General features: G+C 41.0%; 8 protein-coding genes and 1 pseudogene. 2 read left to right on the forward strand and 7 right to left on the reverse strand.

Annotation, left to right across the window (positions count from 1 at the left end; all coding sequences use genetic code 11):
* Nucleotides 1-459: pseudogene (locus B3C16_RS06305) on the forward strand (biotin synthase); the annotation flags it as partial.
* Nucleotides 460-528: 69 nt separating this feature from the next.
* Here B3C16_RS06305 and B3C16_RS06310 read toward each other — a convergent pair.
* On the reverse strand, nt 529-5,664 hold the full coding sequence (locus B3C16_RS06310) for a T9SS sorting signal type C domain-containing protein (RefSeq protein ID WP_291129960.1): 5,136 nt from the start codon (nt 5,662-5,664) through the stop codon (nt 529-531).
* An 864-nt stretch (nt 5,665-6,528) separates the two neighbouring features.
* On the opposite strand from B3C16_RS06310, the gene B3C16_RS06315 reads away from it, so the two are divergent.
* Complete coding sequence (locus B3C16_RS06315; RefSeq protein ID WP_291129963.1) at nt 6,529-7,008, forward strand: regulatory protein RecX; 480 nt, start codon at nt 6,529-6,531, stop codon at nt 7,006-7,008.
* A gap of 18 nt (nt 7,009-7,026) precedes the next feature.
* Here B3C16_RS06315 and B3C16_RS06320 read toward each other — a convergent pair whose 3' ends face one another.
* The 6 genes from B3C16_RS06320 to atpD form a co-directional block, all read right to left on the reverse strand.
* On the reverse strand, nt 7,027-8,202 hold the full coding sequence (locus B3C16_RS06320) for a beta-ketoacyl synthase N-terminal-like domain-containing protein (protein WP_291130555.1): 1,176 nt from the start codon (nt 8,200-8,202) through the stop codon (nt 7,027-7,029).
* 486 nt (nt 8,203-8,688) lie between these two features.
* The gene (gene bioA / locus B3C16_RS06325) at nt 8,689-9,960 is read right to left on the reverse strand and encodes an adenosylmethionine--8-amino-7-oxononanoate transaminase (protein WP_291129966.1); all 1,272 of its coding nucleotides are present in this window, start codon (nt 9,958-9,960) and stop codon (nt 8,689-8,691) included.
* A 3-nt stretch (nt 9,961-9,963) separates the two neighbouring features.
* On the reverse strand, nt 9,964-10,596 hold the full coding sequence (gene bioD / locus B3C16_RS06330; protein ID WP_291129969.1) for a dethiobiotin synthase: 633 nt from the start codon (nt 10,594-10,596) through the stop codon (nt 9,964-9,966).
* 113 nt (nt 10,597-10,709) lie between these two features.
* Entirely contained in the window at nt 10,710-11,852 is a 1,143-nt protein-coding gene (locus B3C16_RS06335; protein ID WP_291129972.1) for an aminotransferase class I/II-fold pyridoxal phosphate-dependent enzyme, read from the reverse strand.
* Nucleotides 11,853-12,000: 148 nt separating this feature from the next.
* Entirely contained in the window at nt 12,001-12,282 is a 282-nt protein-coding gene (locus B3C16_RS06340; RefSeq protein WP_121312394.1) for a F0F1 ATP synthase subunit epsilon, read from the reverse strand.
* An 81-nt stretch (nt 12,283-12,363) separates the two neighbouring features.
* Nucleotides 12,364-13,875, reverse strand: coding sequence for a F0F1 ATP synthase subunit beta (gene atpD, locus B3C16_RS06345; protein WP_121312393.1), 1,512 nt, complete (start codon nt 13,873-13,875; stop codon nt 12,364-12,366).
* Nucleotides 13,876-13,994 lie beyond the last annotated feature (119 nt).

Genomic DNA, 13,994 nt, shown 5'->3' on the forward strand with positions numbered 1-13,994 from the left:
GCTTTATCTACTTTAAATCCGCAACCGGAATCTGTGCCGATTAATGCCTTAGTAGCCGTTGAAGGAACACCGATGGAAAACGAAAAACCGGTTGAAATTTGGGAAATGATTCGTATGGTAGCTACCACGCGTATCGTGATGCCGGAAACCCAAGTGCGTTTGTCTGCCGGAAGAACCGAAATGTCTCGCGAAGGTCAAGCCATGTGCTTCTTTGCCGGTGCCAATTCAATTTTTGCAGGCGATAAACTATTGACTACGCCAAACCCTGATGTGAATGAAGACATGAAAATGTTTGAAACTCTTGGTTTAGTTCCTCAAAAACCATTTATCAAAATCATGCAACCAACCACTGTTGAAGCAGAAGATTCGCAATTCCAAGCCCTTGGCGAAAAACCAAAATGGACGCGTCCGGGTCATCAAATTGAACGCAATTTAGAAGCGTCAACTAAAGGAAAATAATTCCTAAGCCACATAAAAAAAGTCCCAAACTAATTTAGCTTGGGACTTTTCTTTTATAATTATATAGCTTTATAGGAGTACCTTTTTGGTTACTACTATTCCACTTTCCAATTTAATCTTAACGATTACCGATTGTTGACTCATGGAGATGTTAGACGTCATTAAATCATTTGTCCCAATTCCTTTTTGGTTGAACAATTGTCTTCCCAATATATCATAAACCGTTACTTCTTCCAGCGTTTGTAAATATGATTTTATCGTCATTTGACCCTTATTACTAGCGACCACAACACTATTGTTTAAAGTATCAAAATCGTGATTGCCCAAAGCCGAACCATCTGTATAGCGCAATACAAATCTGTTGTCAAATCTTCCTCTTTCTGTAGTAAAAGTGTAAGGCGATAATTTTAAATCATGAATAATATTCAAAAACTTATCTTCTAAATAAATATTTTGGTCATTTACGAACAATCCATCAACTGTTGAAATAGCGACCGAATAACTACCGGATGCTGTGACATTAAAACCTAATCTTACTGTATCTGTATTGACAAATGGCAATGCTCTACCTTGAATACAAAATTCTTGCAACTCATAATCCTCTGTGAAGGAATAAAGCTTTAACCCTTTTGCACCAGTAACGGCATCATATAATCTATCCTTATTATTGGTTGCTTCTGTCACATAACCAACCACTGTTCTGCTAACTTGACCTTGAGCAGAAACAATGTCTAACCAAATTCTACTTTTTTCAACAACATCAGTAGCTTGATTTACTCCATTGGTTGTTCTGTAAAACTGAGAATTGTCGTAAACCAAATTATTAACCAAATCACTTCTCATGGCATTATTGAATTCAATGGACTGCGTGGCGGCAGGACCATCGGCCATTAAGACAAAAAATCCTTGACCCGAAGCAATATTTCCATTGAAACCGGTAGGCCCATTGATGGTAGCTGTCCCATTATAAGTGATATAATCATCAGTGTCATAATTATAAGCAAAGTCAGCATAAAAAGGGTCATTTATCAAGGTTGGCTCACTGTCGTGCGTCCAAAGGTTGATAAAACCTTCTAAATTAGTATTTTCATCTAAAAACGCTTCTGCATTTAAGGGAGATGGATATGGATTCCCTACCAAATTCCAGTTGTCGTCCCATCTTGTTGTATTGATATTATTAGGATTGGACGGTTCTGCATCATAAGGCAATCCGGTAGTAATACCATCCCCAAAATAAGTTCCTCTGGAAACGTTCACACTCGTAATCGAACCATTGTTGGGCTGACCGTTAAAACTAAAAGGAAGCGTAATCGCTGTGTCTGAACCATTAAAGGTTCGGGCGATATATCCGGTTCCGGTTTGCATTTGAAGTGTTGGAGGAGCTACCCAGTTGCCTTGCGTTAAATTGAAATTATTAAAAAGCGGATTCCAAACATATCGGTAACCATTGGGTAAATTGGCAACATTAAACAACTTCGTCGGCGCACTCCAATACACATAATCAATGTCTTTGGCGGTGTAGTTTCTTCTTATCACAAAACTTGTCCCGGTGTAGGTTCCTGTATTGGTATCGATATCATCAACCTGAATCAATTGACCACCACTTTCAATAGTCATAGTACCACTATGATCCAATGTTTTATAAGCTTTTATAAATCCGTTTGTATCTATAGAAACGGCTCTACCGGTTCTTACCGTTAAATTGCCTGTTGCGATTAAGTTGTTAGAAACCGCGGTATCAAAATCATTGTCTAAAATAACATGGTGAAAAGTTTCTGTTCCTACTATGTCAGCACTACTAATTAATTGTGGTGTTGTACCAAGAAACTCAACGGTTCCGTTTCCTTCTAAGAAAGCGGCGGTACCAACACTATTGGTCCAATTACCGGTTAGTTTAATGATTCCATCAGCATTACTCGAATTGCCTTCATCCATATCTAATACGCCCGAAGCACTAATACTCAAATTACCATGCACTTCAAGAATATTGTTGGTGCTCGCTTCCACTTGAACTTTCAGGTCGGTAATACTCAAATTATTACAAGTAGCAATGTCATTGTAATCATCTGAATAAACTGCTGTAGCATCCACTACTGCATCATTAACAGAGGAAGCACTCAATACTACATCGGTATCATTGTCAGGCACTTTAAGCCCTTCCCAATTCGCACAATTGAACCAATTTGTGTCAACATTACCAACCCATGAACCTGCCGGATTACTAGGCCCGATAAGGAATGTCTTTGCCGCACGAGTGGTCAAAGATGACGTAGGGTCTTTGGTATAACCGCCGTTACTTAAAGTCCAATTGGATGCCACATTGCTAACTGCAGTAATGATTTGTCTAATGGTAGCCAAACCGTGTTCTTTATCATTTTCATAAAACCCTGACTCCCCATTTACCAACACACTTTCAACATTAAAACACGTCAAAGCCGCCGGTAATCTTGATTCTCTGGTATTTCCTCCTGAGGAATCTCCATTACAAGCATTTGTTAATGGCACCCACGCCGCTCTATTGGTTAAACCATGCAACAATCTTCCCGAAAGGATATAGTTGGCTTGGTCAACATCAATAGAACCATCTGACACAAAATTCCCTTGAATTAAATACATCTGATCGGAATCATTGACAGAAATGTTAGGATTAAAAGTAGTCCCAAAAACCAAAGAACCACTAAAATCAGCTGTCCTTGTAGTAGTCGTAGTACCGGTGATTACCGCTACACTCCCAAACCAATTCGCAGAATTATCTGTGGTAATTACTAAAACAGATCCAGCCGGTATATCCGAAGTTCCATTGTAAGTAATCAAAGCCGTATAAGGTGCCTCTGAGGCATTATCGCCGCCGCCGCCCCATTTATCTGTTCTGTCGTTGGCCACTGCACCGGCTTCATAGCGAGAGTTCACTATAGAAAACTGAGTCCCCGGTTTAATATCAACCATAGTGGCTATTAAATATTCATCGTCGGAACCGGTAGCAACTTGTCCGTCATAACCAACGAAAAGCAACTCTCCGGTATTAAAAATTGTAACTTCAATAATATCAAAATTGGTACTGGTAGCCCCGGTAACAGTTGAAGAAGCGGTTAGTGTCAAATTAGTTCCAATAACCGTATGAACAATTCCCGAGAATGTTGCAATACCTCCTACTGCCGCAACCGGCGTAACAGCATTCATCGTTCCCGAACTGGTCAAAGAAACCGCATTAGTAAAACCGGTATCTAAGTTGTTACAAGCATCATATGCTCTTACCTCTACCGTTGACATACCAAGATCTAATCCGGTTGTGGTAGGCTGGGTTGAAAACACCAATTTGGTAGCTTGTACATCAATAACATTAGTGCCATTGGTAGAAACGGCTGCCGTGAATGCCGACTTTCCGGAACCCGTAGCCGAGAATGTAGTATTAGCATTAGAAATAGAAAAAACAATATCTTCACCATCCAAAGCATCTGCGCCTAAAGGACATTTTAAAGACAGTCGCAACGATAGTGTTTTTGAGGTATTATCGGCCACGGAAACATTTAAACCACTAAAGGTTATTTGCGTTCCGGTAACGGTGCCATTAGCAATAAAAGTAGCGCCGTCAAACAATCCTATAGAAAATATAGCATCAGACCAAGTCCCTACTTCGTTACCTGCCGCTTGCGCGATGGTAAATGCGTTTAAAATCGTTGGACTAGAATCGGCATCTGCTGAAGCGCCGCCGTCTCTAACCGTGATTTGCCATACTTGAACCCCATTGGAAACATTGGCAATGGTGACCCCATTAACCGTACTGGAAATAGTACCCGCTTCTGAACTTCCAACCGCTATAATATCAGAAGCAGTACTGAGTGATAAGGTGGTACAACTGGTTGCCGCTATTGTACCGGATATTCTATAGTTTAAAGTAGTGGTATCAGCATCTGACGACATATTATAAGGCACCAATAAAAAATGATAAGTAGTGCCCGGACTTAAACCGTTTGCATTATAGGTTAACGTGGTTCCTGAATTGGGCGTAAAACCATGAACTAGATAGTTCCCTACAGGTGTTCCTCCGGTATAATTAGTCCCATCTACAGGAGCACCGGTTGAAGCTCCTCCTACTCGGTATAAAATAAGATAACCATCACCCCCTATAAGATTGGCACGTGGAAAATTTAATGTTATGGCGTTTAAAGTTGAAACACCGCAAGTAACAGAAGCCGCCTGAGCTGTAGGCTCTGTAGCCAATGTTCTAAAAGTAGCCGTCAAAGGTGTAGCCTGTCGGTAACAAATAGTACCTCCTCCACCGGTATTGTAGGCATAAATCATTACGGTATATTGTGTTTCGGGAGCCAAACCGGTAATGTTGGTCACTGAAGCACCGGTTCCCCTATACACTACTCGGTTGTTGGTATCTATCTGCCCGGCGGTTGCCCAAGCTAAATCTGGAATGTAATCGGTATTATCTGTTGGTGCGGTAGCCGTAGCAGCGGTAGGTCTGATGACTACTAAGGAACCGGTCGCCGAGGCTGACTCTGTCCAAGCAATATCAATACCGCCAACGGTTCTGTTGGTAAGCAATATCGAAGTGTCTTGTGCACTTGGATCACTACAAGGTCCGGTGGCAACAGTAGTACCGTTTAAAACTACGTTATTAAAAGATGAAGAGCTGTCAAATCCACCTGTTCCTCCTGTTGCTGTAGCGCCATATCCATAAAGTCTGAAAGTGGTTGCTGTGGTAATATTGGTTAAGCCTGAAATTGTGATTGTTCTTGCCGTAGTTGTAGAGGCACCACCACTTGTCATTCCTGTAACTGTTCCTAAATCTGTAGCATAACCATCGGAAGAAGAACGAAGGGTTACATTAGAAGGGCCTGTCCCCGACCTGTCCCAATAAAAAACAAGGGAAGTCGGTGTAAAAGAAAAACCTACGTTAGGCGTAACTATAAATTGGATGTAATCATTCCCTGCAATAGCTTCTGCTAAAGTATTATTAGTTGAATTACCTGTATTCCACCAATCACCTCCACCAAAACGGTTACCATTAGCAAGAGCAGATATCGTTCCTTGCGTTAAACTAGCGGCTGCCACATTAGCATCATTGGCAACACTAGGCTCTGTCGTTTCAGTTCCGGCATTTCCAAAAGTATTCCATTGCAAAAGTTGCCCATACGAACTAACAGAGTTCAGTACCAAAACAAAAAAGGCAACGAGTAATAATTTAAATTTCATACAATTTTAATCAAATAGTTTCATAGTTATCTGTTTGGTTTTGACTTAGAAAAAAAGTCAAGCCTGAACAAGTAGAAAAAAGGGCATACAAAACTACTGCTAAAATATTAATTCACAAGCTATTTCCCCCAAGAAAAGATTAACAAATTGTAATTTTATCGGTTAATTAAATCTAAGTCCTACAAAGCCCTTAAAACCTGTAGAACTTTTACAAAAAAAGAACCGCAATAGTTTGACAAACAATAATTTAAATATAAGAATCGAAAAATAATGACCGGCATTATAAAGCTTCTTTTTATCGGTCATTGTACCCCAAAATCAGTTGGTTCACAAAAGAATCCTGAACGCCGGTGTAGCACCTTGAAGCAGTAATGCGAGAGTTAAAAAAGTACTGCTCTTATCCAGAATTGCACTTTCCTAATTAAGAATTGTACTTTCCTAACTAAAAACTGTGCTTTCCTTACTAAGAATCGTGCTTTCCTAACTAAAAACTGTGCTTTCCTAACTAAAAACTGTGCTTTCCTGATTAAGAATCGTGCTTTCCTGCATAAAAACTGTGCTTTCCTTACTAAGAATTGTGCTTTCCCGATCAAGAATTGTACTGCTCTGCACTAGAATTGTGCTACGCAGCATTGAAACGGTACCCTAAAAAAGTCTTATCCCTTTTTCCCTCTTCCCTTATCCCTCTTCCCTTATCCCTTATCCCTTATCCCTCTTCCCTTATCCCTCTTCCCTTATCCCTTATCCCTCTTCCCTTATCCCTCTTCCCTTATCCCTTATCCCTTATCCCTCTTCCCTTATCCCTCTTCCCTTTTCTCCATTCCCTCAAAAACCCTTACTTTTGCCTTTCATTCACCGCCAAACATGACCGAAAAACCAACCCTAGCCGAAGCCCAACTCAAACTGGAATATTACTGTTCCTACCAAGAGCGTTGTCATCAGGAAGTGGTCGATAAATTGTACCAACTCGGCCTAAAAAGCGATGAGATTGATGTGATAGTCGTGCATTTGCTGCAACACAATTTCCTCAACGAAGAACGCTTTGCCCGCAGTTTTGCCCGAGGCAAACACCGCATCAAATCTTGGGGCAAAATCAGAATCGTCAATGAACTTAAGCAAAGGCATATTTCGGCACCCAATATCAAAGCCGCACTAACGGAAATCTCCGAGGCACAATATCAGGAAACTTTTCACCAATTAGCCGAACGCCATTGGAACAGCCTAACCGAAAGAAAAGGCGTAAAAAAGAACAAAAAATTCTGTGATTATTTATTGCGCAGGGGTTGGGAAAGTCAGTTGGTTTATGAGAAGATGAAGGAGTTGGAGTCTTCGACTTCCCAATAGTTATCGGGAGTTGAAGGGCTACTCTTTACTCACCAACACACTCACCGCATTACCCCCAAAACCAACCGCGTTAATCAACACTTTACGAATGGTTTTGCGTGGATTAGGTTCACCGACATACGGAATTTCGATAAACGTTTGGTGTTGCATCATCAACAATGCCAGTTCAATATTCAGCATACCGGAAGCCCCAAAAGTATGTCCGATTTTCCATTTGTTGGTGGTGAGCATCGGCAAGTTATTGCCAAAGATTTTTTGGATGGCTTTGTATTCAGAAGTATCACCTTTTAACGTTCCCGGTGCGTGCATTACAATCGCATCGACTTCGGCTAATGGAGTATTTCCCAAAGCCATTGCCATCGATTTCTGAAAACACTTGGCTTCTTCTGAGATTGAAATATTATGTTCTAAATCGTCCGTCGCATAGCCAATACCGGTGATGTAGCCTAAGGCTTTTGGGCTTTCGCCTAATTCTAAACATGCTATTGAAGCCGCTTCTCCGAGAACCATGGAGTTTTTGGTTTTGGTAAAATCGAAAGCGCGACAAGGCCATTCGGTAAGCTCAGGCTGACAATCATTTGGATTCGCATAAATCTTCAAAGCTTGCATTTGTGCCAAAGTAAAAGCGGTCAAAGGTGCTTCGCTTCCACCCACTAAAAACTTAGTTGCTAATCCCGATTGCAACCAAGCCACAGCATTTAACACCGCATGCAAAGCGGTAGAACAAGTAATCGAATGGGAAATTTCAGGGCCGGCACTTTTTAAATCATGCGCCACCCATGAAGAGATATTTCCCAACGTAGTGGTGGGCGAAGTTAGTGTGGCTGTTTTGCCTGTTTCTAAAAACTCTTGGTGGTATTTTTCAAACAATTGGGTTGCGCCACGTGACGAACCAATGTTGATTCCGAACTCATCTCCTTGTTGCCAACCTGCAGTTGCAATCGCTTGGCGCGAAGCCAATATCGCCAGTAAAACCGTTTCGTCTAAGGCTTTGTACTTGATGTCTTCTTTTCGCAAGTCATCCATCTCAGCTTTAATCTCCGCAGGAATCGTTGCGACCCATTGGCTTTTACCATTAAACTCTTGGGTAGCAATTAGCGTTTTTGGGGAAAGATAATTGTTCCAAATCGATTCAGAGTTCTTCCCTAAAGGCGAAACAGAAGCTAGAGCAGTAATGGCAATTTTGGTTTTCAACATGGTAGTATTCTGAAGTGCAAAGGTAGTTATTCTTTGGAAAAAGTTGGGCGTTTGGAGTTGGGAGTTTGGAGTAAAAAGTTTAACCGCTAAGTACGCTAAAAAGGCGCTAAGAACGCTAAGCCTTTGGGACCTTTGCGTAAAAACTTTGCGCTCTTTGCGGTTAAAAACTAAACCCTCTTTCTAGCTAGCGCATTGGAACACGGATAAAACGGATACTACTGATGAACACAGACAAAAAAATCTATTAATATCTGTTTAATCTGTGGCATCTGTGTGCTAAAATTTAAACCATCTCAACCGCTTGCTCAAAGAAAAAGTCTTCGACTCCCGATACTTATCTGGTGTCGAAGGGCTTTGTGGTTAAAAATCAAACCACCGAACCGACTAGCCCATTGGGACACGGATAAAACGGATACTACTGATGGACACAGATAAAAAAATCCGTTAAAATCTGTTTAATCTGTGGCATCTGTGTGCTAAAATTTAAACCACCTCAACTGCTTGCTCAACTACTTGGTACACTTTTGCTAATTGCTCGTCGGTCATCACATACGGCGGTAAGATGTAAACGATATTTCCCACTGGTCGCAATATCACACCGTTTTCGATAAAGAAATTGTAGAGTTTGGTTCGCATGGTTCCGTAGTAACTTTCGGCGTCGTCGGTTTTGATTTCTAACGCAAAAATCACTCCGAGTACCCGAGTCGTTTTGACTTTAGGATGGGTTTTTATTTTTTGGGCGAAAGCCAAATGTTGGGTATTGATGCGCGCAATGTTGTTTTGCATTTCTGTTGTTTCTAACAATCCGATACTCGCCAAAGCGGCCGCGCAACCCGTTGGATTTGCGGTAAAAGTATGACCGTGGAATAATGCTTTATTGACATCGTCATTATAAAAACCATCAAAGACTTCTTGAGTGAAAGTCGTAATCGCCATCGGAATCGTTCCGCCGGTTAAGGCTTTTGACAAACACATGATATCGGGTTTGTTGACCAAATAATCGGTGGCGAATGTTTTTCCGGTTTTCCCAAAACCCGTCATGACTTCATCGGCTATCGTAAAGACTTGGTGTTGTTGACAAAGGGCAATCATTTTGTCTAGCACTTCGGCTTCATACATTACCATTCCGGCGGCACCTTGTACTAAAGGTTCGAAGATAAACGCAGTGTATTCTTTGGTGACCACCAATTCCTGCAAAGCTTTCAAACTGCGTTCCTCATTGCCCATCGTTGGCACCGGAATGCGAACCACTTCTAACAAAGAACCCTGAAACGCTTCAGTATAAAAAGAAATGCCGCTCGCTGCCATGGCGCCAAACGTATCACCGTGGAAAGCATCTTCAAAAGCGATGACTTTGGTGCGTTTTTCGCCTTTGTTGTAATAATATTGCAAAGTGCCTTTGAGCGCGACTTCTACCGCGGTCGAACCGTTATCTGAATAGAAGATTTTCTTTTGGTTGGAAGGCAAAATAGAAATCAGTTTCTCCGACAATTCGACCGCTTTGTTATGTGTAAAACCACCGAATAAAACGTGTTCTAAGGTTGTTAACTGTTCGTAAATCGCATCGGCTATCACTTTATTGGAATGCCCGAAAGGATTGACCCACCAAGACGCAATGGCGTCGATGAATTCTTTACCGTTGTCGTCCCAAAGCAAAGCGCCTTCGCCTTTGACAATGGCAGGCAACAAGCCCATGGTTTTGTGTTGGGTATAAGGATGCCAGTTGTAGAGCTGGTCTTTCTCAGAAAGTGTCATATGCTATAAACTTAAAAGGTTGTCCCGAAACTTGTCAGCGTAATAAGAAACCACATTCGCATCAAAATAGGGTTCGTTGTCAATTCTGCCGATACATTTGACACCGGTTTTGTTTAGGATAATGTCTTCAGTAGCTTTGTTTTCATCTCCTGAAAAAATGATTCCGGCTACTTTTATCTTTCTATTTTGCAGTGCTTCAAGCGTTAGTAACGTATGATTAATACTGCCTAAATAATGTCGGGAAACAACAATCACCTTATACTCTTTTTGGATTAAATCGATGACGCATTCTGTTTCATTTAATGGCACGAGAACTCCGCCCGCGCCTTCGATAACCAAATAGTTTTTCTCCCGATAGCTATCGGGATTGGTTTCGACAATTTTACTGATATCGATGCGCACGCCGTCTTTGGCTGCAGCCAAATGTGGACTCGCAGGCGTTTGGAGCGCATAGGCGTTCGGATGAAAAACAGATTTGTCATTAGACACCAACGTTCTTACTTTATGACTATCGGAATGGTCTAAATCTCCGGCTTGTATTGGTTTCCAATAATCGGCTTCTAGGGCTTGAGTTACTATTGCGGATGCGACAGTTTTGCCTACATCGGTGCCGATTCCTGTGATGAATATTTTCATGGTTGTCCGTTTCACAGAGATTCACAGAGTTTTTCTGAGATTCACAGAGTTATTTTCTCTGTGTATCTCTTTTTACTTTGTGTATCTCTGTGTAATTAAAATCTCTTATATTATTAAAACACAAAAGTAGCTAACAATTCCAACACATTTGAAATTTCCGCCTCTGAATTGTAACTGTGCAAGCAAAAACGGAGGCGTTCTTGTCCTTCGGGAACGGTTGGAGATAAAATGGGTTTTACATCAAAACCTTTTTGTTGTAATTGCGTTGCGATTTTCTTCACGGTAGAATTTCCCGGAATGATGGCGCATTGTATTGCTGATTTGGAATAGACAAACATCGGTTTTAATCCTAATCGGAGTTTCTCTTGATTGAAGAACAGGATGTTGTTTCTTAACGCTTTCAATGTTTCTTTTTCCTGTGCCAAATGTTGGTAAGCTACTAAAATCGTAGCAACACTATGAGGTGATAAACCAGTGGTATAAATAAAACTTCTTGCGAAATTGACCAGATAACTTTTCAATTCGGTACTGCCTAAAATCGCCGCACCGTGGCAACCTAATCCTTTTCCGAACGTCATAATTCGGGCAAAGACTTTGTCTTGTAGGCCTACACTCTGCATTAATCCTTCGCCTTGTTCTCCGAAAACACCAAGCGCATGGGCTTCGTCGATGACTAAGTAAGCGTTGTGTTTTTGGGTCAAGGCAACAAGTTGTTCTATGTTAGGACAATCGCCGTCCATGGAGAAGACTGATTCTGTGACTATGTAAAGAGTTATGAGTTTTGAGTTATAAGTTATGAGTTTTTGCTGCAAATCCTCCAAGTCGTTGTGTTGGAATTTATAGGCTTTAGCATGGCTCATTTGGATACCGTCTCGGATGGAAGCATGACAGAGTTCGTCATACAGAATCACATCGTTTCGTTGTGGTACGGCGCTGAAAAAACCAACATTGGCATCATAGCCGGAGTTGAAAATTAAAGCGGTTTCGGATTGGTGGAAGTTGGCGATGAAACTTTCTGCTATTTCATATAAGTTATGGTTTCCGGAAATCAAACGCGAACCGGTGGCGCCGTTGGTTTTGATATTCTGATCTAGAAGGTATTGATGGGTTTGATGAAAGATAGCTTCACTATGCGCAAACCCGATATAATCATTGGATGCAAAATCTACCAAATTCTTGGCTGCCGGCAATTGGCGCAAAGCGTTGTTGGCTTGGCGTTGCTCTAGTTTGGCTTGAAGTGATTTTGGGAGTTTCATCAATACAAATATAGGAAAGCTGAATGATTTTTAGCCCGGATGGCAGTGGCATCTCCCGATTTATCGGGAATATAACGGACAGCCGGATTGGCTCCTAATAAAAAAGCCCGATATTACTATCGGGCTTCTTCGTTTATGCTGAATTATATTAGTCGGCTAATACAATTACTTTGTTGTCTTTCATTTCAATAGTTCCTGAATTGATTTCCAAAGTGTAGTTTTGGTCGTTTACTTTGGTAAACTTCTCGGCTACTTCTTTGCCCAATTTAAAACTATCGGCAACGATTTTCACGGTACCTTGTTTTAAGATAGAAACTATAGGCGCGTGGTTGTTCAATACTTGAAAAGAACCATTCACACCCGGTAAAGAAACCGAAGTAACTTCGCCTTTGAATAAGGTAGCTTCCGGTGATACTATTTCTAAAATCATACTTATTTAGTTATGAGTTATAAGTTATGAGTTATAAGTGAGTTGAAACTCATAATTTATAACTCATAATTCATAATTATATTACGCTTCTGCTAACATTTTTTGTCCCGCTTCGATTGCCTCTTCGATAGTTCCTTTCAAGTTGAAAGCCGCTTCCGGAAGGTGATCTAGCTCACCATCAATGATCATGTTAAATCCTTTGATGGTTTCTTTGATGTCAACCAATACTCCAGGAATACCGGTAAACTGCTCCGCTACGTGGAAAGGTTGAGACAAGAAACGTTGCACACGACGCGCTCTTGATACAGAAAGTTTATCTTCTTCAGACAATTCTTCCATCCCTAAGATCGCGATAATATCTTGTAATTGTTTGTATTTCTGTAAAATCTCTTTTACTCTTTGCGCACAGTTGTAGTGTTCGTCACCTAAGATTTGAGCAGTCAAGATTCTTGAAGTAGAATCTAATGGGTCAACCGCAGGATAGATACCTAACTCAGCAATTTTACGAGACAATACCGTTGTGGCATCTAAGTGAGCAAAGGTTGTTGCCGGTGCCGGATCCGTTAAGTCATCCGCAGGAACGTAAACCGCTTGTACAGAAGTAATCGAACCTTTGTTAGTAGAAGTAATACGCTCTTGCATCGCACCCATTTCAGTGGCCAATGTTGGTTGGTAACCTACCGCAGATGGCATACGTCCTAATAACGCGGATACCTCAGAACCTGCTTGTGTAAAACGGAAGATGTTATCCACGAAGAATAATACATCTTTTCCTTGATCAGAACCAGCACCATCACGGAAATACTCAGCGATAGATAATCCTGATAAAGCTACACGAGCACGAGCTCCAGGTGGCTCATTCATTTGTCCGAATACGAAAGTAGCTTTTGACTCTCTCATCCCCGGTTTGTCTACTTTAGATAAATCCCATCCTCCATTTTCCATAGAGTGCATGAAATCTTCTCCATATTTGATAATGCCTGACTCCAACATCTCACGAAGCAAGTCATTTCCTTCACGGGTTCTTTCTCCTACTCCTGCGAATACAGAAAGACCACCGTGACCTTTGGCGATATTGTTAATTAATTCTTGAATCAAAACCGTTTTACCTACTCCGGCACCACCGAATAATCCAATTTTACCCCCTTTTGCATAAGGCTCGATCAAATCGATTACTTTAATACCGGTGAATAAAACTTCTGTAGAGGTTGATAAATCTTCAAATTTCGGAGCTGGTCTGTGGATAGAAATTCCATCTTTTCCTGCTTTTGGCAAATCTCCTAATCCATCGATAGCATCACCAATAACGTTGAACAAACGTCCGTAAACATCTGGACCGATTGGCATTTGAATTGGCGCACCAGTAGCTTTTACTTCTGTTCCTCTGCTCAAACCGTCGGTTGAGTCCATGGAAATCGTACGAACTGTGTTTTCACCAATGTGTGATTGAACTTCCAGAACTAAAATTGAACCATTCTTGTTAATGATTTCTAATGAGTCGTAAATTTTTGGCAACTCAACATCTTTAGTATCAAATACTACGTCAACTACCGGACCGATGATTTGCGAAACTTTTCCTATTGCTTTAGACATTGTTTATGTATTTATTAAATAGCTATTTAGGTTTGAGAAAAACACCTCTTTTTTCAGAGCGCAAAGGTAAAATTTCTATTTCGAAAAATCAATATTTATGTAGAGTTTTTTTGTTTATT

Source organism: Flavobacterium sp. UBA7682 (assembly GCF_002482945.1).
In the GTDB taxonomy this organism is placed as follows: Bacteria; Bacteroidota; Bacteroidia; order Flavobacteriales; family Flavobacteriaceae; genus Flavobacterium.